Here is a 23590-nt window from a genome sequence, read left to right on the forward strand (position 1 = left end):
CTTCGCGTTGCGCCGGATGACCCCGCTGGTGACCATGCAGCCGGCGATGTTGCCGATCTTGGACGAGCGGAAGATCGCACGGATCTCCGCCTGGCCCAGGGTCGACTCCTCGAACTCCGGCTTGAGCATGCCCTTCAGCGCGGCCTCGATCTCCTCGATGGCCTGGTAGATCACCGTGTAGTACCGGATCTCCACGCCCTCGCGGTCGGCCAGCTCCGTCGCCTTGCCCTGCGGGCGGACGTTGAAGCCGATGATGATCGCGTCGGAGGCGGCTGCCAGGTCGACGTTGGTCTCGGTGATCGCACCGACACCGCGGTCGATGACCCGCAGGTTGACCTCGTCGCCGACGTCGATCTTGGCCAGCGCGTCCTCGAGCGCCTCGACCGAACCGGACACGTCGCCCTTGAGGATGAGGTTGAGCTCCTGGCTCTCGCCCTTCTCCATGGAGGCCATGAAGTCCTCGAGCGTACGACGCACGCGCCGCTTGGCCTGCATGGCCGCCCGCTCGCGGGCCTCACGCTTCTCGGCGATCTGACGCGCCATCCGGTCGTCCTCGACCACGATGAAGTTCTGGCCGGCACCGGGGACGGCGCTCAGGCCGAGCACCATCGCCGGACGCGACGGACCGGCCTCGGACAGCTCGTGGCCGAACTCGTCGAGCATCGCGCGGACGCGGCCGTGGGCCGGTCCGGCGACGATCGAGTCGCCGACGTGGAGCGTGCCGCGCTGGACGAGGATGGTCGCCACCGGACCGCGACCACGGTCCAGGTGCGCCTCGATGACCAGGCCCTGGGCCTCCCGGCCCGCGTTGGCACGCAGGTCGAGCGACGCGTCGGCGGTGAGCACGATCGCCTCGAGCAGCTTGTCGAGGTTGAGCTCGGACTTGGCCGAGACGTCGACGAACATCGTGTCGCCGCCGTACTCCTCGGGCACCAGGCCGTACTCGGTCAGCTGGCCACGGACCTTGGTCGGGTCCGCCTCCGGCTTGTCGATCTTGTTGACCGCGACCACGATCGGCACGCCGGCCGCCTTGGCGTGGTTGAGCGCCTCGACGGTCTGCGGCATCACGCCGTCGTCGGCCGCGACCACCAGCACCGCGATGTCCGAGGACTGCGACCCGCGAGCACGCATGGCGGTGAACGCCTCGTGACCCGGGGTGTCGATGAAGGTGATGCGCCGCTCGTCACCGTCGACGTCGGTGCGCACCTGGTAGGCACCGATGTGCTGGGTGATGCCACCGGCCTCGCCCGCGACGACGTTCGCGTTGCGCAGCGCGTCGAGGAGCTTGGTCTTGCCGTGGTCGACGTGACCCATGACGGTGACGACCGGCGGCCGGGCCACCAGGTCCTCCTCGTCGGTGTCCTCGTCGTCGCCGAACTCGATGTCGAAGGACTCGAGCAGCTCGCGGTCCTCGTCCTCGGGCGAGACGACCTGGACGACGTAGTTGAGCTCCTCGCCGAGCAGCTCGAGGGTCTCGTCGTTGACGGACTCCGTCGCGGTCACCATCTCGCCGAGGCTGAACAGCATCTGCACGAGCTGGGCGGCGTCGACGTTGATCCGCTCGGCGAAGTCGGTCAGGGACGCGCCGCGGGGCAGCCGGACGGTCTCGCCGTTGCCCTTGCGGACGCGCACGCCGCCGATCGTCGGGGCCTCCATGGCCTCGAACTCCTGGCGACGGGCCCGCTTCGACTTGCGGCCACGGCGCGAGGGGCCGCCGGGGCGACCGAAGGCACCCTGGGTCTGGCCACGCTGGCCGGGACGACCACCGCCGGGGCGACCGCCGCCGCTCGGACCGAAGCCGCCGGGACGACCCGGGGCACCGGCACCGGCGCCGGGAGCGCCACCGCGACCCGGAGCGCCACCGCGACCCGGAGCGCCGCCGCGACCCGGGGCACCGCCGCGGGCGGGGGCACCGGGACGACCGCCCGGACCCTGGCCGAAGGCGGCCGGGGACTTGGGCATCATCGCGGGGTTCGGACGGGGCATGCCCGGGCGACCGCCGGCGGCCGGCGGCCGCGGCGGACGGTTGTCGCCGCCGCCGGTGGCCGGGGCGGGCCGGTCGGTGGGCGCCGGACGGCGACCCATCCCCTGGCTCGACGCGAACGGGTTGTTGCCCGGACGCGGCGTGCCGCCGGGACGGCCGACCGGCCGGGGCGCGGGGGCCTTCGGGGTCGGCGACGAGGCAGCAGGTGCCTCCGGCGCTTCGGGCGCCTCCGGGGCCTCGGGCTCCGCAGCGGCCGGCGGCTCGTCGGCCTTCGGGCCGGGACGCGGACCGGGGCGCGGGGCCGTCGGTGCTGCCGGCGCCGTGGCCGCGGGGGCCGCGGCCTCGGCCGCGGGCGCCTCGACGGGCGCGGACGGCTGCTCGGCGGGCTGCTCGGGAGCCGGGGCCGCGGCCTTCTTGGCCGGGGCCTTCTTGGCAGGAGTGGCCTTCTCCGCCGGCGCGGCGGGCGCCGCGGCAGGAGCGGCCGAGGTCTCGGCCTTCAGCTTGTCGCCGTACTCCTTGCGGAAACGCATCTCCGCGGGGAGCTCGACGGTCGAGCTCGCCGACTTGACGAACTCCCCCATCTCCTTGAACTTCTCGAGAACGAACTTGCTCTCGACTCCGAACTCCTTGGCGAGCTCGTGAACTCGGGTCTTAGCCACGCTTCTCCTTCTGGCCACAAGACCCGGTTCCAGTTCAGTGCTGGGGGTGACTTGCGACCGTTAGTGGTTGTGCAAACTCATCGGGAAGTACTCATCGAGTGCTCATGAGCTGCTGCTCCAGTTTCTGTCGGTCGGTGGTTCTGTCGGTCGGTCGATCGGTGCCAGCCGAGCCAGGTACTCGCCGAGCGGTGTGCTGGCCAGCCCTGACCCGTTCCCCCGCCCCTGAGTTCCAGGGAAGCGCAGGGCCCGAGCGAAGGCTCGCCGGCGCACCGCGAGCTCGTAGCACTCGGTCGTCGGGTGCAGGTGCGCCCCACGGCCGGGTGCGGTGGCTGCCGGATCGGGCACGACGGCCGGGTGGCCGTGCGCATCCGAGCCGACGGTCACCCGCAGCAGCTCAGCCTTGGCGGCTCGTGTCCGGCATCCCACGCAGGTCCGGACGGGCCCCACGGGTGCGGGTCGGTCCGGGCAGGCAGAAGAGATGTGTTCACGCGCCACTGATCGTCAAGCCTACCCCGCGAGCGCCTCCTCTTTCGAACTGGGGCGAGGCGGTCAGGCACCCTCGGGCTGCTCGACCGGCTGCTCGGCGGGCTGCTCGGCGGGCTGCTCGGCGGGCTGCTCGGCCGATTGCTGGGCCGGCTGCTCGTCGTCGCTGCGGATGTCGATGCGCCACCCGGTGAGCCGCGCCGCGAGCCGCGCGTTCTGGCCCTCCTTGCCGATCGCCAGCGACAGCTGGAAGTCGGGGACGACCACGCGGGCCGACCGGGCGTCGGCGTCGACGACCTCGACCGAGGTGACCCGGGCCGGCGAGAGCGCGTTGCCCACCAGCTCGGCGGCGTCGTCGGACCAGTCGATGATGTCGATCTTCTCGCCGTGCAGCTCGGCCATCACCGCGCGCACCCGCTGGCCCATCGGCCCGATGCAGGCGCCCTTGGCGTTGACCCCCGGCACCGTCGACCGGACGGCGACCTTCGTGCGGTGCCCGGCCTCCCGGGCGATCGCGGCGATCTCGACGGTGCCGTCGGCGATCTCGGGCACCTCGAGCGCGAACAGCTTCTTGACCAGGTTGGGGTGCGAGCGCGACAGCGTCACCTGCGGGCCGCGCATGCCCTTGCGCACCGACACGACCAGGCACTTGATCCGGGTCCCGTGCTCGTAGCGCTCCCCCGGCACCCGCTCGCCCGTCGGCAGCAGCGCCTCGAGCTTGCCGAGGTCGACCAGCACGTCGTCGGGGTTGCGCCCCTGCTGGATGATCCCGGAGATGACGTCGCCCTCGCGGCCGGAGAACTCGCCGAACCGGACGTCGTCCTCGGCGTCGCGCAGCCGCTGGAGCATGATCTGCTTCGCGGTCGTGGCGGCGATCCGGCCGAACCCCTCGGGGGTGTCGTCGTACTCGCCGACGACGTTGCCCTCCTCGTCGACCTCGGACGCCAGCACCGTGACGTGCCCGGTCTTGCGGTCCAGCTCGACGCGGGCCTTCTCGTGGGCGCCCGGCGTCTTGTGGTACGCCGTCAGCAGTGCCTGCTCGATCGCCTCGACGAGCACGTCGAAGGAGATCTCCTTCTCCCGCTCGAGCATGCGCAGGACGCTCATGTCGATGTCCATCAGGCCTCCTCCTCCACCGAGACGTCACCGGAACCACTGGGGCGGTTGAACTCCACCTGCACGAGGGCCTTCTTCACCGCGGCGTACGCGACGTCGTGACGCTGCCCGCTGACGTCCAGCGTCGCCTTCTCGTCGTCGGACGAGAGCACCCGCCCGGTCAGCGACGAGCCGTCGGCCAGCGTCACCTTGACCAGCCGACTGGTGTTGCGACGCCAGTGGCGCGGCAGGGTGAGCGGCCGGTCGACCCCACGCGAGGTGACCTCGAGGGTGTAGGGCTGCTCGCCCATCACCTCGGAGCCGTCCAGCACGCGGTTGACCTCCCGGGTCGCCTCGGCGACCTCGTCCAGCGTCACGCCGCCGTCCTTGTCCACGGCGACCCGCAGGATCCGGCGCTTGCCGGCCGGGGTGATCTCGACGGCCTCGATGTCGAGGCCCAGGGCACGCAGGGGGTCGTCGAGCTCGGCCTCGATCCGTTCCCTGGTGGCGTCCTGGTTGGCGCTGCTCACGGGTGGGCGACCTCCTTGTGCTGTTGTTGATCGACCACCATAGCGGCTGTTCGGCCGCCCGCGGAGCGGGTGGATAGGGTCGGCGACGTGCCTGCCCGTCCCCTCCTCCGCCGCCGCTCGGCGCTCGCCGCCGGGCTGGCCGGCCTGACCGGCCTGGCGGCCGTCGGCGGGTGTGACCTGGGCGACTCGGCACCACGGTCGGGCCCGACCTCGACGCCCGGCACGGACCCCGACCCCGACGCCGCGCTGGTCGAGGAGGTGCTCGCCGAGCTCGGCCGTGCGGAGCGGGTCGCCACCGCCGGCGGCGCCCTCGAGCTGGCCGCCCTGCACCGGGCCCACATCGCCGCGCTCGACGGCGAGCCGCCGGCCGAGCGGACGTCGAGGACGGCCACCCCGGCCGTCGTACGCCGCCGCGAGCAGCACCTGCAGGTCCGGCTGGTCGAGGCCTCGGTGGCCGCCCGCAGCGGGTCCCTGGCCCGGCTCCTGGCGTCCATGAGCGCGGCCGTCTCCCAGCGGCTGGCCCTCGACGGGACGGCCGCATGAGCGAGACCGCCGCCCTGCAGACCACGCTCGCCGCCGAGCACGCCGCCGTCTACATGTACGGCGTCCTCGGCGGCCGCACCTCGCGCGCCGCGACCCCGCAGCTGTTCGACGCCGTCTCGTCGGCGTACGCCGCGCACCGGGCGCGACGCGACCACCTGGTCCGCGAGCTCACCGACCTCGGCGTCGACCCGGTCGCCGCGGACCCGGCGTACGAGCCCCCGCGGCCGCTGGACACGCCGGCCCAGGTCGAGCGAGCTGGTCTGGACCTGGAGCGGTCCTGCGCGCGGACCTACGCCTACCTCGTGGCGAGCACGGTCGAGGACCGGCGCCGGTGGGCGGTCGAGGCGCTGAACGAGACAGCGGTCCGCGAACTCGCCTTCCGGGGAACTCCCGAGACGTTCCCCGGGGCCGACGAGCACGCGGACCGCTGAGGCCAGTTGGCCGGTGAGCGGGTCTCCCGCCGGGATGTGGGGGGACTGGCGGGAGGACCGCTCTTGCAAAAGCATGCAACAGCCCACGTCAGCGCCGCGACAAGTTCGCCCCTCACGTTTTCGCATTGCACAAACGTGCAATCACGGCGGGGTCAGCGCCAGGAGCGGACGACCTGCGCGACGTCGGCGATCCGGTGCACCACGGCGTCCGGCTCGCCCTCGGTGTGGCCCACCTGCTCGGCCGGGATCCGGCTGTGCGGGACGTGGATCGCCCGCATCCCGGCGTGGTGGGCGCCCCAGACGTCGTCGAAGAGCCGGTCGCCGACATAGACGCAGCGCGCCGGGTCGGTCACGCCGACCGCGTCCATCGCCGCCGCGAACGCGTGCGGCGACGGCTTCGTCCACGGGATCTCGCTGGTGTAGACGTCGCCGTCGATCAGGTCGGCGACGCCGTCGCGCTCGAAGAACCCGACGTGCCAGGCCCGCGGCCAGATCGTGTTGGAGAGGACGCCGACCTTGACGCCGTCCGCGCGCAGCGCCTCCCAGAGCGGACCGACCTCGGGATCGGTCAGGGTGTGCGGCTCCCAGAACTCGAAGTACGCCGTCAGCAGCTCCGGGTCGTGCTCGAGCCCGGCCTCGGCGAACAGGTCCGCCACGGTCGCGCTCTGCTGGTGGTCGCGCGAGCGGCCCCAGATCGCCTGGTTGGCGGCGTGCAGCCGCGCCTGCGACACCTCGACGTCGTGGTCGACGTTGACGACCGCCTGCGCGAGCGCCAGCGACTCGGCGTGGAAGTCGATGTCGTGCCAGCGGGTGAGCGTCCCGCCCCAGTCGAAGACGACGGCGTCGACGCTCATCGCCGCACGAGGCGGACGACGTGGTCGACGACGTGGTCGGCCGGGACGTCCTCGCGCTCGCCGGTGCGGCGGTCCTTGACCTCGACCGTGCCGTCGGCGAGCCCCTTGCCGACGACGACGATGGTCGGGACGCCGATCAGCTCGGCGTCCTTGAACTTCACGCCGGGGCTGACCTTCACGCGGTCGTCGTAGAGCACCTCGATCCCCTGCCGGTCGAGCTCGTGGACGATCCGGTCGGCGGCCGCGTGCACGTGCTCGTCCTTGCCGGTGGCCACCAAGTGCACGTCGGCGGGCGCGACCTCGCGCGGCCACACGAGCCCGATCTCGTCGAGGGTGTTCTCCGCGATCGCGGCGACGGCCCGCGACGGGCCGATGCCGTAGGACCCCATCGTGACCGTCACGAGCTTGCCGAACTCGTCGAGGACCTGGAGACCGAGCGCGTCGGCGTACTTGCGGCCGAGCTGGAAGATGTGGCCCATCTCGATGCCGCGGGCGGCCTCGAGGACGCCGTCCTCGCAGTTCGGGCAGGGGTCGCCGTCGCGGACCTCGGCGGCCTCGATCGTGCCGTCGGGGGTGAAGTCGCGGCCGGCCACCAGGTCGATGACGTGGCTGCCGTCGACGTCGGCGCCGGTCACCCAGCGGGTGCCCTCGACGATGCGCGGGTCGACGAGGTAGCGGATGCCGGACGCGTTCTTCTCCCCGAGCACGCCGGGACCGATGTAGCCCTTGACCAGGCTCGGGTGCTTCTTGAACTCGGCCTCGTCGAAGGGCTCGACCTCGGTCGGCTCGAGCTGGCCCTCGAGCCGCTTCTGGTCGACCTCGCGGTCGCCGGGCAGCCCGACGGCGATCGGCTCACGCGTGCCGTCGGGGTGCTTGAGGGTGAGCAGCACGTTCTTGAGGGTGTCGCCCGCGTTCCAGGGGCGGTCGGCCCGCGGGAACCGCTCGTCGAGGTGGGCGACGAGCGTGTCGATCGTCGGGGTGTCGGGCGTCTGCTCGGCGTGGGCGGCCGGCGCGTCGTCGTACGGCACGGGCGAGGGCGGCCGCACCTGGACCGCCTCGACGTTGGCGGCGTAGTCGCACGTCGTGCAGCGGACGTAGGTGTCCTCCCCGACCTCCGCCTTGGCGAGGAACTCCTCGGACTTCGAGCCACCCATCGCCCCCGAGGTCGCCTTGACGATGACGTACTCGAAGCCGAGCCGGTCGAAGATCCGGATGTAGGCGTCGCGGTGGCGCTGGTAGCTCGCCTCGAGGCCGGCGTCGTCGACGTCGAAGGAGTAGGAGTCCTTCATGACGAACTCGCGACCGCGGAGCAGCCCGGCCCGGGGACGAGCCTCGTCGCGGTACTTGGTCTGGATCTGGTAGATCGCGAGCGGCAGGTCCTTGTAGGAGCTGTAGAGGTCCTTGACGACGAGGGTGAACATCTCCTCGTGCGTGGGGCCGAGCAGGTAGTCGGCGTCCTTGCGGTCCTTGAGCCGGAAGATGCCGTCGCCGTACTCGGTCCAGCGGCCGGTGGCCTCGTAGGGCTCGCGCGGGAGCAGCGCGGGGAACAGCAGCTCCTGGGCGCCGATGGCGTCCATCTCCTCGCGGATGACGTTCTCGATCCGGCGCAGCACCCTCAGGCCCAGCGGCAGCCAGGAGTAGATGCCGGGCGCGGCACGGCGGATGTAGCCCGCGCGCAGCAGGAGCCGGTGCGACGGCACCTCGGCGTCCGCCGGGTCCTCCCGGAGGGTCCGCACGAACAGGCTCGACATCCGCATGATCATGGTGAGCAGGCTACTGTCCGCGGCCTGCAACCTTCCTCCGGGTTATGCCGTCCTCCGAGCATGAAGACTGCGATCCTCTCGGCCCTGCTCACGCTGGCGGCCCCCTCCGTCACGATCCACCCGGCGCAGCTCGACCGCGGACCCGACGTCGCCGGGCCGCACGTCGAGGGGCGGACCCTCGTCGACGGGTCGACCCGGCTGACCTTCCACGACCCCGTGGTGACCTACCTCGGACGGTCCGGGGACCGGTACGTCGTGCACCTGATGACCCGCAACGGCGACCGCCCGCGGGTGGTCGCCGTCGGGGGCGGCGAGCACCGCACGGTCCTGGCGCGCGGCGTCCAGGCGGCCGAGACGGTCCTGAGCGACGACGGGAAGGAGCTGCTGACGGGGCGCTGGGGCGGCCGGACCGGCACGATCGTCCGGGTCGTGTCCGCCCGGACCGCCCGGCCGGTCGCGGAGCGGCACTTCCGCGGGGCCGTGTCGCTGCTGGACGCCGACGCGGGCCGGGTCGTGCTCGGCGGCTGGCGCCCGGCTCGGACGCTCACGTGGGACTACCGGTCCGGGGAGACGCAGCGGGTCAACGGGCACTCCGGCTACCTCGCGTCGATCTCGGCGGACCGGCTGGCGTCGTACACCGGCGACCCCTACGACGGGGGCTGCTCGGTGCTGACGACGCTCGACGGCGAGCGGCTCTCGCGGTCGTGCGCGGAGCGGGTGGTCGCGATCTCGCCGTCCGGCGACCGGGTCGCGACCGTCGGGCTGCTCTCCGACGGCCCCGGCCCGGCCGCGGCGCACGTGCGTCGCGCCGCGGGTGGCCGCGAGCTGGTCGAGTACCGGGCGCCGTACGTCTTCGGGAGGATCTCGTGGGAGGACGACCGGACCCTGCTGCTGGACACCCTCACGACCCGCAAGATCGCCACGGTCCGGTGCGTGGCCGAGGAGTGCGAGCGGGCGTCCGCGATCCGACCCAGCCCGATCAGCTGAGGGTCGGTCCGGGCTGGGCTGGGGTGGGCTGGGCTGGGGTCGTCGCAGGTTCACCATGGTCTCCAGCCGAACCTGCACTTCCCATGGTGTGCTCGCCGTGGGAAGTGCAGGTTCATCCCACGTACCGTGGTGAACCTGCGACGGGCGGGCCGGGCCGCGTGACGACCGGCGCGACGTCATACGTCGTGGCCGCGCCGACGACCGGGCCGCATGACGTCCCGCGCATCGTCATACGTCCTGGCGGCCCCGACGACCGGCCCGCATGACGTCCGGCGCAGCGTCATACGTCGTGGCCGCCCCGACGACCGGCCCGCATGACGTCCCGCGGGAGCGCGGCCTCAGTCGCCGACGAGCACCGGCCGGGCCGTGACGACGCGTAGTGCCTCGGGGCTGCCCGGGATCGTCACCGTCCCGGCCACGTCGCGCCACGCTCCCCCGTTCACGCGGAACTGCGCCGCGTAGGTCGTGTCCACGCTCGGCGCCACCCGCCCCTGGCGGAGGTAGCGGTGGGTGATCTCCAGGTCGGGGTACGCCGACCCCGGGCTGGTCGTCCACCGCACCGCGCCGTCGCCGAACCGCCACCCGTAGCGCGCCGGCCAGATCCGCAGCTCCACCCGTTGCCCGAGGAGGCTGACGGTCCGGGTGAGCTCCCCGTCGTCGGTGTAGAAGTTGGTCGCGAAGTTCACCAGGGTGCGGTGGTTGGGGGGCTGGATCCGGAGCTCGGACTCCGGGAGCGGCACGCGGCGGAAGGCCGCGGCCACGAGGCCGGGGGTGACGGTGGGTACCGGTGTCAGATCAGATGGCCTATCGCAGTACTCGCTCGGCGCCTGATCCGTGCTGAGGGCGACACGAACACAGATCGAATCCCAGTCAGAGTCGCGCGGTGGAAGGTCGGTGTCAGTGGCCGACTCCGTTGTCGACCCGTCGCACGCGTACACGAAGTGAATCTGGACGAGCCCATTGACCATCTGAGTCTGCCGAATCCACCCACAGTCGGCGTGGGCGGCGGATGGCAGCACTGCAACGCCCGCTACCGCCATGAGTAACGCGAGAACGAAACGCCTCATGAGAGGAATCCGACGAATGAGACAACCCATCCGCGACCTTCCCGTGACAACTTGAAGACAAGAAGGTGCTTCTCGGATTCGTAAGTGACCGGCTTGGCGCCAGCGCTCTTAATCGTTGTTCCGCCGGCGACCGTGACTGCGGCGTCCACTACCTGCGGACCCTCCCGGTTTGCGCGCAGATGCGACCCGTTTAGAACCCACCCCTCTGTTTCGAACCGTCCACCCTCTGCGTAGACGCGCTCGATCGGATCGATGAACTGCTCACACGCCTCGCACGGCTCCCGGCTGAGCTCCCGAATCCGGCTGGTATCCCCCGACTTGAGCGCCTCGTTCTGGGCCGCGATCCAGGCCGCAACAGTGGCCTCCGGGCCTAGATCCGCAGCCGCCGGCGAGGTGCTCGGCGAGCTGGGCGCGGAGGACGAGGGGGCAGCCACGTGCGGCTCGGGGTCACTCCCCGAGCAGGCAGTGACCCCGAGCAGCAAGACACCCCATGCGGCGATGACCGCCCGAGTTCCGGTCATGCGCCGATCATGCCCCGGCTCGCGCACCGGCGAAACCGGCGATCTCCGGCCTGTGGACAACCGCTCAGCGACCGTCGACCTGGCGACCCGCGAGGCCTCAGAGCATCAGAACATCACGGTGGCGAACCGGGCGGTCTCCTGGAAGCCGACCCGCTCGTAGACCGCGCGGGCGGACTCGTTCCAGTCGTTGACGTAGAGCGAGACCACCGGGGCGATCTCGCGGCGGACGATGTCGACGACCGCGGCCATGCCGGCGGTGGCGATGCCGCGGCCGCGGTGCAGCGGCGGCACGTACACCCCCTGGATCTGGGCGGCGTACGGCGTGGCGCAGGCGACCTCGGCCTTGAAGATCAGCCGCCCCCGGTCGTAGCGGGCGAAGGACCAGCCGCGGCTGATCAGCTGGGTGACCCGGGCGCGGTAGAGCTCGGCGCCCCCGCCGTACTCCGGCGAGATGCCGACCTCCTCGGTGTACATCGCCACGCACGCCGGGTAGAGCTGGTCGAGGTCGGCGCGGACCGAGCGACGCACGGCGGGGTCCGGTGCGACCTTCGGGAGCCCGGAGATCTCCAGGTGCGGCTGCTCCCAGCGCGCCTCGCGCGGGCGACCCCAGGCGGCGGCGACGCCGTTCCAGAAGGCCCGCACGGCGTCCTGCGGGCCGACGATCGTGGAGACCGAGCGGCCCCGGGTCAGCGCCCGCTCGGCGAACGCCGCGGCGTCGTCCGGCGTCGCCTGGACCGGCACCAGGTTGGCGCCCACGTGGCAGGCGGCGACGAGGTGGCCGTCGTCGAACCGGCCCCACATCTCCCCGCCCAGCCACCGCGGCTCGAGGTTGGTGGTCGTCGCGCGGTAGTCGACGAAGGCGTTCACGACCGGGTCCTGGCGCGCGAGCGCCAGGAACTCGTCCAGGTCCGCGCCTCCGAGGGGGCGGACGCCGTGGCGGGTCGTGAGCACGGCCGAAGCCTACGGCCCCCGGGCTGCCCCAGGGCGCTAGTTCGACTCCCAGCCGGAGTTGTAGACGTCCAGGCCGAAGGTCTCGACGCCCTCGTCCCGCGCGTACCCCAGCAGCGGCAGCCCGAAGATCTCCTCGATCGACCCCAGCAGCGAGTAGTGGTTGTACGGCGAGGTGCTCCACGTGCCGGGTCGGATGAACCTCGAGACCAGCAGCGCGCCGATCTTCCCGCCCCCGGGCCCGGCGATGCCCGGCATCGGGCTGTTGACCGAGGTCGCCGGCCCGCAGCACGCCGTCGCGTCCGACTGCGGGCCGTCGGACTCGTCGGCGGTGATCACGAGCAGGCCGTCCTTGCGGAACGCCGGCGACCGCAGGATCCGCGGCACCCACCGCTCCATCCAGGCGTTCACCGTCTTCAGGCCTCCGGGGCGGCCGTCGGCGCACGGCTCGTCGTGGCCGTCGTGGCACAGGTCCGGCGTGATGTAGGCGAGGTTCGGCGTGGTGCTCACCCGCCGCAGGTCCCGCGGGAGCCGCTCGAGCCCGACGACGCGGGCCTTGCAGTAGCGCGGGTGGTCGATGATCGAGGCGAAGTAGACGAACGGGTTGTGCCGGGCCGCGTAGTTGTGGTCGGCCGTCGCGTGCTGGGTCGGGTCGAGCGTGTCGAGGTCGGGGTGCTGGCAGGGCCGCTCCATCCCGTCCATGTAGCCCTTCCACGTCTTCCCAGCGTCCGTGAGCTGCCGCGGCAGCGTCGGGACGTCGGCGGGGAAGACGCAGCCGGTCCCGACCGCCTGGTCCGGCTCGACCGTCGACGTCCGCGCGAACGTGGAGAACACCTGGCAGTCGGACTGCATCTGGACGTTCGGCCCCTGCCCGGACACCTGCGCGACGTAGTTGGGCTGCGAGTTGTGCGCGGTGCCGTAGTAGGTGTTGAGCAGCACCCCCTTCGCGCGCAGCGTCTTCGCGAGGTACGGCGCCGCGGAGCCCGGGCCCCAGGTCTCGTCGTAGCCCTTGTTCTCGATGTTGATCACGAAGACGTGGCGGACCGGCGGCACGTACGGCGGCCGCGCGGCCGCCGACGCACCCGGCGCCGGCCCCGGCGCCGGTGCCGCGACCACGGCGGTCGCGGACGGCACCACCAGGCCCGCGACCACGAGCGCCAGGGCTCCGAGCGTGCGCGCGATCATCGGGGCAGCTCCCAGCCGAGCCGGACGGCGAGGTGCTTGAGCGCCTCCCAGTCGTCGGACTTGGTCTGCTCCGGCGCGCAGCCGGCCGACGTGAAGGGCGGGACGTCGTACGTCGGCGCGGTGGTGTCCGGGCCCGAGGAGAAGTCGAGCGCCTCGGCCATGTTGCGCGCGTGCTTGTCGCGCGGCGTCAGGTGCCGCAGGCCCCAGCGCCACTCGATCATCTTCAGCACCGAGGTGTGGTCGTAGACGTGGTGCGACACGTGACCGCGCCGGGCCAGCGGCGAGATCATCAGCGCGGGCACCCGGAAGCCGCGCAACGCGGTCCTCGACGAGACGTCCGGCGCGCGCCGCGGCCGGACGTGGTCGAAGAAGCCGCCCCACTCGTCGTAGTTGATGACGAGCACGGTCTTCTCCCACCCGGGGCCGGTGCGGACGGCGTCGTACACCTGGTTGAGGAACGCCTGCCCGGCCCGGATGTCGGCGAGCGGGTGGTCGTCGTTGGAGCGGCCGCTCTCCTCGTCGAGGAAGCGCGGGTCGACGAACGAGACGGCCGGCAGGGTGCCGGCGGCCGCGTCGGCGAGGAAGCTCGCGAACGGGTGCGAGATGCTGGCGTACTTGCCGTACCAGAGCAGCGTGAACGGGATGTCGCTGAAGTAGTACTTCCCGCTGACGCCCTTCGCGGCCAGCCGGTCCCAGATCGTCGGCAGGTGGCACTGGTCGGTGTTGTTGTGGAGCCGGTCGGTCTGCGCGGCGTGCTGGTAGAAGCGGTTGGGGTAGGTCTCCGCCATCACCGCCGAGAAGTAGCGGTCGAAGACGGTCCAGTCCCGGGCGGCGTGACGGTAGAAGGACAGGTCGTCGTCGGTGTAGTAGCCGATCGCCATCAGGTCGTTGTTGCCCGACTTCAGGAAGCCGTCGAGCTTGCCGCCGTTGAGCTGGATCCGCCCGCCCTCCCAGGAGTGGTCGGGGTCCTCGAAGCCGCAGCCGTCGTACGCCGTCAGGTGGTGCGTCTCGTGCCGGACCCCTCGACGGTCGACGTAGCTGAGCCCGGCCTGCTGGCCGTCGGCGCCCGGGAGCCAGCCGAGGTAGTGGTCGAAGGACCGGTTCTCCATCATCACGACGACGACGTGCTCGATGCCGGAGTCGTCGGGGGCGGGGAGGTCGAGGGGCGCGGCCGAGGCGGGCAACCAGCGCGCCGCGCCGGTCGCGGCGGCGACCCCGGAGACCGAGGCGGCGCCGAGGAGGTTCCTCCGAGAGATCGTCACGGAGGCAGTGTGCGCCACGGACGGGCCGACGTCACGGGTGCGGAGGCGGTGTTCGCCCTCCGTTCAGGAGACGGTGACCTCCGCGGCGGCGCCGTCGACCGACTCCATGCCCTCGGCGATCCGCATCGCCTCCTCGATCAGGGTCTCGACGATCTGCGACTCCGGGACGGTCTTGATGACCTCGCCCTTGACGAAGATCTGGCCCTTCCCGTTGCCCGACGCCACCCCGAGGTCGGCCTCCCGGGCCTCGCCGGGGCCGTTGACGACGCACCCCATGACGGCGACGCGCAGCGGGACCTCCATGCCCTCGAGGCCGGCGGTCACCTGCTCGGCCAGCGTGTAGACGTCGACCTGGGCGCGGCCGCACGACGGGCAGGACACGATCTCGAGCTTGCGCGGGCGCAGGTTGAGCGACTGGAGGATCTGGATGCCGACCTTGACCTCCTCGACCGGAGGGGCCGAGAGCGAGACCCGGATCGTGTCGCCGATGCCCTGGCTGAGCAGGGCGCCGAACGCCGTCGCCGACTTGATCGTGCCCTGGAACGCCGGCCCGGCCTCGGTCACGCCGAGGTGGAGCGGCCAGTCGCCGGCCTCGGCCAGCAGCTCGTAGGCGCGCACCATGACGACCGGGTCGTTGTGCTTCACCGAGATCTTGAAGTCGTGGAAGTCGTGCTCCTCGAAGAGGCTGGCCTCCCAGACCGCGGACTCGACCAGCGCCTCCGGCGTGGCCTTGCCGTACTTGTCGAGGATCCGCTTGTCGAGGCTGCCGGCGTTGACGCCGATCCGGATCGAGGTGCCACGGTCCTTGGCGGCCCGCGCGATCTCCTTGACCTGGTCGTCGAACTTGCGGATGTTGCCCGGGTTGACGCGGACGGCGGCGCAGCCGGCGTCGATGGCCGCGAAGACGTACTTGGGCTGGAAGTGGATGTCGGCGATCACCGGGATCTGCGAGTGCTGGGCGATCTCGGCCAGCGCGTCGGCGTCGTCCTGGCTGGGGCAGGCGACCCGCACGATGTCGCAGCCGGTGGCGGTGAGCTCGGCGATCTGCTGGAGGGTGCTATTGACGTCGCTGGTGAGCGTCGTGGTCATCGACTGCACGGAGATCGGGTGGTCGCTGCCGACCCCGACCTTGCCGACCTGGATCTGGCGGGTCTGGCGGCGCGGGGCGAGCACGGGCGGCGGGGCCGCGGGCATGCCCAGGTTGATCTCGGTCATGATGTCGATCCTAGGGCGGGTCCCCAGCGGGCCCCCAAAGCGGAGCCCCGCCCTACGAGGCGATGTGGATGGGCACGACCAGGTCGCCGATGATCAGCACGACGCCCATGACGAGCAGCACGGCCGCGACGCAGTAGGCGATCGGCAGCAGCTTCGCCACGTCGACGTACCCCGGGTCGGGGCGGCCGCGCAGCCGCGCGAACGCCCGGCGCAGCGCCTCCCACAGCGCACCGGCGATGTGACCACCGTCGAGCGGCAGCAGCGGGATGAAGTTGAACAGGCCGATGAACAGGTTGAAGCCCGCGATCAGCATGAGGAGGAAGACCGCCTTCTCGGTGACCGGGAAGGCCTCCTGCGAGACGGTCTCACCCGCGAGCCGGCCGCCGCCGACGATGCTGACGGGACTGTCGACCGCGCGCTCCTGGACGCCGACGATCGCCTCGCCCACGCCCCAGACCTTGACCGGCAGGGTGCCCAGCGCGACCACCGTCTGCTTGGTCATGGTCCCCATCTGCTGGAGCGTGTAGACGGGCCCGCCGGTCTCGACGGCGATGTGGGTGGTCGGCGTGACGCCGAGGAAGCCCACCTGGCGCAGGGTCTGGTCGGTGTCGGACGTCGGACGGGCCTCGACGGTCGTGCTCGTGGTGCCGGTGAGCTGCTGGCCGTCGCGCTCGTAGCCGATGACGGCGGTGCCGTCGTCGTTGCCGCGGATCAGCGCGCGGAGCTGGTCCCACCCGGTGACCGGGGTGCCGTTGAAGGTGGTGACCACGTCGCCCGGCCGCAGCCCGGCCTCGGCGGCCGGGCTGACCGGGTCGGAGTCGCGGCAGGTGGTGCGGTTGTCGACGTAGGGGATCACGCACTCCGAGACCTGGTCGATCACCGGCTTGCCGGCGTCCGGCTCGACCGTGCGCTGGCCGTAGAACGCGAAGACGCCCCAGAAGATGAAGAAAGCGATGAGGATGTTCACCGTGGGCCCGCCGGCCATCACGATGACCTTCTTCCACCAGGGCATCTTGTAGAAGAGCCGGTCGCTGTCCTCGGGCTGGATGGTCTCCCACTCGGCAGCACGCGCGTCGGAGACGAGCTGGGTGAACATGCCGGTGTTGGACTTGCGGACCTTGACGACCTGGTTGCCCTCGGCGTCGAGGGTGACCTCGTCGGCGAGCTCCTCCGCACCCGGCGGCAGCATCCCGACGATCTTGACGTAGCCGCCGAGGGGGATCGCCTTGACGCCGTACTCGGTCTCGCCGACCTGCTTGCTCCACACCGTCGGCCCGAAGCCGATGAAGTACTGGGTGACCTTCCCGCCGAACTTCTTCGCCGGGATCATGTGGCCGAGCTCGTGCAGGCCGATCGAGGCGAGGATGGCGAGCACGAAGATCACCACGCCCAGCAGGTAGAACAGACTCGTCACAAGCTTCCCTCGATCAGCAGGCGGGCCGTCTCGCGAGCCCAGGCGTCGGCGTCGAGGATGCCCTCGATCGTCACCTCCGAGGGTACGTCGTGGCGGCTGAGAACCTCCTGAACCACGTCGACGATCCCGGTGAAGGCGAGCCGGCCCGTGCGGAAGGCCTCGACGCACTCCTCGTTCGCCGCGTTGTAGACGGCGGGCGCGGTGCCGCCGCGCTCCCCCGCGGCGCGCGCGAGGGCGACGGCCGGGAAGGCGTCGTCGTCGAGCGGGAAGAACTCCCAGGTCTCCGGGCGGGTCCAGTTGACCGGGGGCGCGGCGTCCGGGACCCGGTCGGGCCACGCCAGGCCGAGCGCGATCGGGATCAGCATCGTCGGCGGGCTGGCCTGCACCAGCGTCGAGCCGTCGACGAACTCCACCATCGAGTGCACGACGCTCGTCGGGTGCACCACGACCTCGATCCGGTCGAAGGGGATGCCGAAGAGCAGGTGCGCCTCGATCACCTCCATGCCCTTGTTGACCAGGGTCGCGGAGTTGATGGTGATGACCGGGCCCATGTCCCACGTCGGGTGCGCGAGCGCCTGGTCGGGCGTGACGCCGGCGAGCTCGGCGCGGGTCCGCCCGCGGAACGGGCCGCCGCTCGCGGTCAGCACCAGCCGGCGTACCTCCTCCGGGCTGCCGCCGCGCAGGCACTGCGCCAGGGCGCTGTGCTCGGAGTCGACCGGGACGATCTGGCCCGGCTTGGCACGCTCCAGCACGAGCGGGCCGCCCATGATGAGCGACTCCTTGTTGGCGAGCGCGAGGGTGTTGCCGGCATCCAGCGCGGCCAGGGTCGGCCGCAGGCCGACGGCGCCGGTGATGCCGTTGAGGACGACGTCGCAGGGCCGGGCCGCCGCCTCGACGCTGGCGTCCTCGCCCAGCCCCGACCACAGGTCCGGGTACGTCGCGGTGAGCTCGGCCACTTGCTGCTCGAACAGCTCCGGCTGGGAGCCGCCGGCGGTGAGCGCGACCACCCGGAACCGGTCCGGGTTGGCCCGGACCAGGTCGAGGGCCTGGGTGCCGATGGACCCGGTGCTGCCGAGGATGACCACGTCTCTCACCGATCCAGTGTCCCGCACCCCTCCCGGCCTGCTGAATCCGCAGCCGTCGCGACGAAATCGTGAGCATCACCCCCTCCCGGGAACGGAACCCGTCGCACTACGCTCCTCGGCATGACCGATTCTGCTGTCGGCGGACCCGCCCTCCCCCAGGAGCGCCGCCTCGTCACCGAGATCCCCGGCCCCGGCTCGCTCGAGCGCCTGGACCGCAAGAAGGCGCACGTGGCCGACGGCGTCGGCACCACGCTGCCGATCTTCGTCGTCGCCGCGGGCGGTGGCGTGCTGGTCGACGTCGACGGCAACTCGCTGATCGACCTCGGCTCCGGCATCGCGGTGACCTCGGTCGGCAACGCCGCCCCGGCCGTCGCCCGCAACGTGCACGCCCAGGTCGACGCCTTCACCCACACCTGCTTCATGGTCACGCCGTACGACGGCTACGTGGACGTGTGCGCCGCCCTGGCCGAGCTGACGCCGGGTGACCACGCCAAGAAGAGCGCGCTGTTCAACTCCGGCGCGGAGGCGGTCGAGAACGCCGTGAAGATCGCCCGCGTGGCGACCGGCAGGGACGCGGTCGTCGTCTTCGACCACGCCTACCACGGCCGCACCAACCTGACGATGGCGATGACGGCCAAGAACATGCCGTACAAGAACGGGTTCGGGCCGTTCGCCGGCGAGGTCTACCGCGCCCCGATGTCCTACCCGCTGCGCGACGGGCTGAGCGGCGAGGCGGCCGCGGCCCGCGCGATCGACGTGATCGACAAGCAGGTCGGCGCCGCCAACCTGGCCTGCATCGTCATCGAGCCGATCCAGGGCGAGGGCGGCTTCATCGTCCCCGCGCCCGGCTTCCTGCCCGCGCTCGCGGCCTGGGCCGAGGCGAACGGTGTCGTCTACATCGCCGACGAGATCCAGTCCGGCTTCTGCCGCACCGGCGACTGGTTCGCCTCCGACCACGAGGGCGTGGTCCCCGACCTGGTCACGACCGCGAAGGGCATCGCGGGCGGTCTGCCGCTCGCCGGCGTGACCGGCCGGGCCGAGCTGATGGACTCCGTCCACGTCGGCGGTCTCGGCGGGACGTACGGCGGCAACCCGATCGCCTGCGCCGCCGGCCTCGGTGCCATCGAGGAGATGCGCGAGCACGACCTCGTGGGCCGGGCCCGGGAGATCGGCACGCTCATGCAGCGCCGCCTGGACGCGCTGCGGACCGAGCACGACGTGATCGCCGACGTCCGGGGCCGTGGCGCGATGATGGCGATCGAGCTGTGCCGCCCGGGCACCACCGACCCGGACCCGGCACGCACCGCCGCGGTGTCGGCCCACTGCCACCAGCACGGCGTCGTCACCCTGACCTGCGGCACCTGGGGCAACGTGTTCCGCTTCCTGCCGCCGCTCTCGATCGGCGACGCGCTGCTCGAGGAGGCCTTCGACGTGGTGGCGGAGGCGTTCGCGGCCACGGCCTGACGAGCGCCGGGCCGCGGCCGCGCCGCGCCCGGGCCGGCCGCAGATCCAGACTGGACCGGTCCGCAATTCGCCCCTGCCCACCTTGACGGGCGTCAACTGGAACCTGTTCCATTCCTAGGCATGGGCTTCGACGTGATCATCAGGGGCGGCCGCTGGTTCGACGGGACCGGAGCCGCGTCGGCGGTGCGTGACCTCGGCATCCGTGACGGTCACGTCGTGGCCGTGAGTGCCGAGCCGCTCGACGCGACCGGGTGCCCCGAGGTGGTGGACGCGGCCGGGAAGTGGGTGCTGCCGGGCTTCGTCGACATCCACACCCACTACGACGTCGAGGTGCTCGAGGGCCCCGGCCTGCCGGAGTCGGTCCGTCACGGTGTCACGACGCTCCTGATCGGCTCGTGCTCGCTCTCGACGATCCACGTCGGCCCCGTCGACGCCGGCGACCTGTTCGGCCGCGTCGAGGCGATCCCCCGCCAGCACGTGATCGAGGCGATGCAGAAGCACCAGGCCTGGACCACCGCCGAGGAGTACGTCGCCGCGCTGGAGTCGCTGCCGCTCGGCCCCAACCTCGCCGCCTTCGTCGGGCACTCGGACATGCGCACGGCGACGATGGGGCTCGACCGGGCGACCCGCAAGGAGGTCCGGCCGAGCCGCCGCGAGCAGGCCCGGATGGAGCGGATGCTCGACGAGGCCCTGGACGCGGGGTTCGTCGGGATGTCCGCCCAGCAGCTGCTCTTCGACAAGCTCGACGGCGACCTGTGCCGCTCGCGGACGCTGCCCTCGACGTACGCGAGGAGCAAGGAGATGCGGAGCCTGCGCTCGATCCTGCGCCGCCGTCGCCGCGCGCTGCAGGCCGGCCCCGACGCCAGCCACCCGCACACCATCCTCATCCAGGCGTTCAACTCGATCGGCTGGCTCCGCCGGCCGGCGCTGCGCACCAGCCTGCTGTCGGCCGCGGACCTCAAGGCGCTCCCGTTCATCATCCACCTGATGCGGCCCCTCGCCCGGCTGGTCAACCGCCTCGGTGCCGACTTCCGCTGGCAGCACCTGCCGGTGCCGTTCGAGGTCTACGCCGACGGCATCGACCTGGTGATCTTCGAGGAGTTCGGCTCGGGCGCGGCCGCCCTCCACCTCCAGGAGAAGATCGCCCGCGACGAGCTGATGCGCGACCCGGAGTACCGCACGCAGTTCCGCAAGGACTACGAGCGCAAGTACGACCCGCGGGTCTGGCAGCGCGACTTCTTCGACGCCGAGATCGTCGAGTGCCCCGACCCGTCGGTGATCGGGAAGTCCTTCGGGCAGGTCGGCGTCGAGCGCGGTGGCAAGCACCCGGTCGACGCGTTCCTCGACCTGGTGCTCGAGCACGGCACGGCGATCCGCTGGCACACCACGATCAGCAACCACCGCCCCGCCGTGCTCAAGAAGCTCGCCCAGGACCCCGGCGTCCAGATGGGCTTCTCCGACGCGGGAGCCCACCTGCGCAACATGGCCTTCTACAACTTCGCGCTGCGCCTGCTCAAGCACGTGCGGGACGCGGAGGTGGCGGGCAAGCCGTTCATGTCCGCCGAGCAGGCCGTGCACCGGCTGACCGGCGAGCTCGGCGAGTGGTACCGCATCGACGCCGGCTTCCTGCGCGAGGGCGACCGCGCCGACCTCGTCGTGCTCGACCCCGAGCGGCTCGACGCGTCGCTCGAGGAGTACTGCGAGAGCCCCGTCGAGCAGTACGGCGGCCTCTCGCGGATGGTCAACCGCAACGACGCCGCGGTCCCGGCGGTCTTCATCAGCGGGCGCCGCGTGGTGACCGACGGTGAGCCCACTCCCCTGCTCGGCCACGAGCGCACCGGCCAGTTCCTGCGGGCCGAGCAGCCGGCGGCCGCCGTCCCGGTCGAGGTGGCTCCTCCGCAGGTGGTCGAGACCGCTTCCTGATCCAGCCGCGGCCGAGGTCTGGCCCCGGCCCGAGGCGGGTACGACGGCGGCGTGACCGCCGACCTCGTCTACCTGGTGGCCGGCGTCAGTCTCCTGCTCGCCGTGGTGCTGCCGGCGCTGCTCGACCGCTGGGCCGTCTCCGCCCCGATGGTCCTGGTCGGGGTGGGCCTCCTGATCGGCTTCACCCCGCTGCCGGACGGGATGCCGCTCGACCCGCAGGCGAACCGCGCCACGATCGAGCACGTCACCGAGGTCGCGGTCCTGGTCGCGCTGATGGGGGTCGGGCTCGCGCTCGACCGTCCGCTGGACCTGCGCAAGCGGGCGTCCTGGCGGCGCTGGGGCGCGACCTGGCGGTTGCTCGGCATCACCATGCCCCTCTCGATCGGCGTCGTGGCGCTGCTCGGCTGGGCGGCCGGCCTCGGCGCGGCCGGCGCGGTCCTCCTCGGGGCGGTGCTCGCCCCGACCGACCCGGTGCTCGCCTCGGACGTCCAGGTCGCGGGCCCCCAGACCGGCGACCGCGAGGTCGACGAGGACGACGAGGTCCGGTTCACGCTCACCTCGGAGGCCGGGCTCAACGACGGCCTCGCGTTCCCGTTCGTCTACGCCGCCATCCTGCTCGCGACCCAGGGCGCGGTGTCGGGCTGGGCGTGGGAGTGGGTGGGCTGGTACCTCGTCGGCAAGGTCGTGGTGGGCGTCCTCGCCGGGATCGTCGTCGGCCGGGTGCTGGCCTACGCCGCGTTCCGCTCCCGCAGCCGCTCGCTCCGCGTCGCCGAGCGCGGCGAGTCGCTGCTCGCGCTGGCGGCCCTCGTGACGGCGTACGGCGTCGGCGAGGTCGTCGGCGGCTACGGGTTCCTCTCGGTGTTCGCGTGCGCGATGACGTTCCGCGCCGCCGAGCGGTCGCACGACTACCACGCGGCCATGCACGACGTCGCGGAGCGGCTGGAGCGGCTGCTGACCCTCTTCGTGCTGCTGGTGCTCGGGATCGCGCTGAGCCGCGGCCTGCTCCAGAGCCTCGACTGGAAGGGCGTCGGGATCGGGGTCGCCCTGGTGTTCCTCGTCCGGCCGGTCACCGGGCTGCTCGGGCTGCACGGCTGCCTCGGGCGGGGCGAGCGCCGGGCGGTCGCCTTCTTCGGGGTCCGTGGCATCGGCTCGATCTACTACCTCGCGTACGCCGGCGGCCAGGCCGACCAGCTCGCGGCCGACTGGCTGTGGTCGACGGTGGCGTTCACCATCGTCCTGTCGGTCGTCGTGCACGGCGCCCTCGCGGGGCCGGTGATGCGGCGCCTCGACCTGGCCCGCTGACCGGGCCCAGCGGGTCGAGGGACCGGATGTCATCCGACCTGGTCGCCCCGGCGACCGTCTCGGATGACGTTGCAGGGACCGGGCCGTGTCGGATCCGGCGGTCGCCGTTCGTGGGAGAGGGTGGAGGCGGCCGCACGGGCCGCCACGGAGGAGGACACCTGATGAAGCTGCTGCTCACCTCGGGGGGCGTCACCAACCCCAGCATCCGCGACGCGCTGGTCGAGCTGCTCGGCAAGCCGATCGCCGACGCCGACGCGCTCTGCATCCCGACGGCGCAGTACGGGCACCCGATGGTCGGCCCGGGCGTGATGCCCTGGAGGTTCATCACCGGCGCCAGCGACTCGATGGCCGGGCTGGGCTGGCGGTCGGTCGGCGTGCTGGAGCTCACGGCGCTCCCCAGCCTCGACGAGGAGCGGTGGGTGCCGGTGGTCCGCGCCGCCGACGTCCTGCTGGTCGCCGGCGGCGACGTCCTCTACCTGTGCCACTGGATGCGGGAGTCCGGGCTGGCCGACCTGCTGCCGTCGCTGCACGACACGGTGTGGGTGGGGATGAGCGCCGGCAGCATGGTGCTGGCCCCCGAGGTCGGGGACGACTTCATCCAGTGGCGGCCGCCGAGCGGCGACGACCGCACGCTGGGCCTCGTCGACTTCTCGATCTGCCCGCACCTGGCACCCGACGGCCTGCCAGGGAACTCGATGGCCGAGGCCGAGCAGTGGGCGGCGGGCATCACCGCTCCGGCGTACGCGATGGACGACCAGACCGCCATCCGGGTCGTCGACGGCGCCGTGGACGTCGTCTCCGAGGGGCAGTGGACGCTGCTGCCCACCTCGGCCTGACCGATCGCACCGCCTCCCGCGCCCGCCGGGACGACGATT

At 72.1% G+C, this 23590-nt stretch carries 21 protein-coding genes; 7 read left to right on the top strand and 14 right to left on the bottom strand.

Features of this window, described 5'->3' with window-relative positions:
• The 4 genes from infB to rimP all read right to left on the bottom strand — a co-directional run.
• Window positions 1-2643, bottom strand: a 2643-nt coding sequence (gene infB, locus ACILQ5_RS12120; protein WP_395658260.1) for a translation initiation factor IF-2, incomplete at its 3' end; no start/stop codon positions are given.
• 102 nt (window positions 2644-2745) lie between these two features.
• Window positions 2746-3138: a YlxR family protein gene (locus tag ACILQ5_RS12125; RefSeq protein ID WP_395658261.1), complete on the bottom strand. Its 393-nt coding sequence runs from the start codon at window positions 3136-3138 to the stop codon at window positions 2746-2748.
• A gap of 54 nt (window positions 3139-3192) precedes the next feature.
• On the bottom strand, window positions 3193-4245 hold the full coding sequence (nusA, locus tag ACILQ5_RS12130) for a transcription termination factor NusA (protein ID WP_395658262.1): 1053 nt from the start codon (window positions 4243-4245) through the stop codon (window positions 3193-3195).
• Complete coding sequence (gene rimP, locus ACILQ5_RS12135) at window positions 4245-4751, bottom strand: ribosome maturation factor RimP (RefSeq protein WP_395658263.1); 507 nt, start codon at window positions 4749-4751, stop codon at window positions 4245-4247. Before rimP ends, nusA begins: the two co-directional genes overlap by 1 nt.
• A gap of 87 nt (window positions 4752-4838) precedes the next feature.
• On the opposite strand from rimP, the gene ACILQ5_RS12140 reads away from it, so the two are divergent.
• Both ACILQ5_RS12140 and ACILQ5_RS12145 read left to right on the top strand, forming a co-directional pair.
• Window positions 4839-5294, top strand: coding sequence for a hypothetical protein (locus ACILQ5_RS12140; RefSeq protein ID WP_395658264.1), 456 nt, complete (start codon window positions 4839-4841; stop codon window positions 5292-5294).
• A complete protein-coding gene (locus tag ACILQ5_RS12145) occupies window positions 5291-5725 on the top strand; it encodes a ferritin-like domain-containing protein (RefSeq protein ID WP_395658265.1) in 435 nt (144 codons plus the stop codon). Before ACILQ5_RS12140 ends, ACILQ5_RS12145 begins: the two co-directional genes overlap by 4 nt.
• Before the next feature lie 152 nt (window positions 5726-5877).
• Here the strand turns inward: ACILQ5_RS12145 and ACILQ5_RS12150 are convergent, their stop codons facing one another.
• Window positions 5878-6579: an HAD family hydrolase gene (locus ACILQ5_RS12150; RefSeq protein ID WP_395658266.1), complete on the bottom strand. Its 702-nt coding sequence runs from the start codon at window positions 6577-6579 to the stop codon at window positions 5878-5880.
• Entirely contained in the window at window positions 6576-8342 is a 1767-nt protein-coding gene (locus ACILQ5_RS12155; protein ID WP_395658267.1) for a proline--tRNA ligase, read from the bottom strand. The genes ACILQ5_RS12150 and ACILQ5_RS12155 overlap by 4 nt, the downstream gene beginning before the upstream one ends.
• 60 nt (window positions 8343-8402) lie before the next feature.
• On the opposite strand from ACILQ5_RS12155, the gene ACILQ5_RS12160 reads away from it, so the two are divergent.
• A complete protein-coding gene (locus ACILQ5_RS12160; protein WP_395658268.1) occupies window positions 8403-9329 on the top strand; it encodes a hypothetical protein in 927 nt (308 codons plus the stop codon).
• A 338-nt stretch (window positions 9330-9667) separates the two neighbouring features.
• Here ACILQ5_RS12160 and ACILQ5_RS12165 read toward each other — a convergent pair whose 3' ends face one another.
• The 8 genes from ACILQ5_RS12165 to ACILQ5_RS12200 all read right to left on the bottom strand — a co-directional run bounded on the left by ACILQ5_RS12165 (window position 9668) and on the right by ACILQ5_RS12200 (window position 18035).
• Complete coding sequence (locus ACILQ5_RS12165) at window positions 9668-10090, bottom strand: hypothetical protein (protein ID WP_395658269.1); 423 nt, start codon at window positions 10088-10090, stop codon at window positions 9668-9670.
• A 302-nt stretch (window positions 10091-10392) separates the two neighbouring features.
• Window positions 10393-10917 (bottom strand): DUF6318 family protein, encoded by a 525-nt coding sequence (locus ACILQ5_RS12170; RefSeq protein WP_395658270.1) that lies wholly within the window; start codon window positions 10915-10917, stop codon window positions 10393-10395.
• Between the two features lie 105 nt (window positions 10918-11022).
• The gene (locus ACILQ5_RS12175) at window positions 11023-11868 is read right to left on the bottom strand and encodes a GNAT family N-acetyltransferase (protein WP_395658271.1); all 846 of its coding nucleotides are present in this window, start codon (window positions 11866-11868) and stop codon (window positions 11023-11025) included.
• A gap of 36 nt (window positions 11869-11904) precedes the next feature.
• Window positions 11905-13050: an alkaline phosphatase family protein gene (locus tag ACILQ5_RS12180; RefSeq protein WP_395658272.1), complete on the bottom strand. Its 1146-nt coding sequence runs from the start codon at window positions 13048-13050 to the stop codon at window positions 11905-11907.
• Window positions 13047-14312, bottom strand: a complete 1266-nt coding sequence (locus ACILQ5_RS12185) for an alkaline phosphatase family protein (protein WP_395658273.1) — start codon at window positions 14310-14312, stop codon at window positions 13047-13049. Before ACILQ5_RS12185 ends, ACILQ5_RS12180 begins: the two co-directional genes overlap by 4 nt.
• Window positions 14313-14375: 63 nt before the next feature.
• Window positions 14376-15527 carry a flavodoxin-dependent (E)-4-hydroxy-3-methylbut-2-enyl-diphosphate synthase gene (ispG, locus tag ACILQ5_RS12190; protein ID WP_395658274.1) on the bottom strand — a complete coding sequence of 384 codons (1152 nt, stop codon included), beginning with the start codon at window positions 15525-15527 and terminating at the stop codon, window positions 14376-14378.
• 52 nt (window positions 15528-15579) lie between these two features.
• A complete protein-coding gene (locus ACILQ5_RS12195; protein ID WP_395658275.1) occupies window positions 15580-16941 on the bottom strand; it encodes a M50 family metallopeptidase in 1362 nt (453 codons plus the stop codon).
• Window positions 16938-18035: a 1-deoxy-D-xylulose-5-phosphate reductoisomerase gene (locus ACILQ5_RS12200; protein WP_395658276.1), complete on the bottom strand. Its 1098-nt coding sequence runs from the start codon at window positions 18033-18035 to the stop codon at window positions 16938-16940. The genes ACILQ5_RS12195 and ACILQ5_RS12200 overlap by 4 nt, the downstream gene beginning before the upstream one ends.
• A 111-nt stretch (window positions 18036-18146) precedes the next feature.
• Here ACILQ5_RS12200 and gabT point away from each other — a divergent pair, with 111 nt between their 5' ends.
• The 4 genes from gabT to ACILQ5_RS12220 all read left to right on the top strand — a co-directional run bounded on the left by gabT (window position 18147) and on the right by ACILQ5_RS12220 (window position 23551).
• The gene (gene gabT, locus ACILQ5_RS12205) at window positions 18147-19490 is read left to right on the top strand and encodes a 4-aminobutyrate--2-oxoglutarate transaminase (protein WP_395658277.1); all 1344 of its coding nucleotides are present in this window, start codon (window positions 18147-18149) and stop codon (window positions 19488-19490) included.
• A gap of 120 nt (window positions 19491-19610) precedes the next feature.
• Window positions 19611-21413 carry an amidohydrolase family protein gene (locus ACILQ5_RS12210; RefSeq protein ID WP_395658278.1) on the top strand — a complete coding sequence of 601 codons (1803 nt, stop codon included), beginning with the start codon at window positions 19611-19613 and terminating at the stop codon, window positions 21411-21413.
• A 51-nt stretch (window positions 21414-21464) separates the two neighbouring features.
• Window positions 21465-22715 (top strand): cation:proton antiporter, encoded by a 1251-nt coding sequence (locus ACILQ5_RS12215; protein WP_395658279.1) that lies wholly within the window; start codon window positions 21465-21467, stop codon window positions 22713-22715.
• Window positions 22716-22876: 161 nt separating this feature from the next.
• A complete protein-coding gene (locus tag ACILQ5_RS12220; protein WP_395658280.1) occupies window positions 22877-23551 on the top strand; it encodes a Type 1 glutamine amidotransferase-like domain-containing protein in 675 nt (224 codons plus the stop codon).
• Window positions 23552-23590 lie beyond the last annotated feature (39 nt).

Source organism: Nocardioides sp. (genome assembly GCF_044226305.1).
Lineage (GTDB): Bacteria > Actinomycetota > Actinomycetes > Propionibacteriales > Nocardioidaceae > Nocardioides.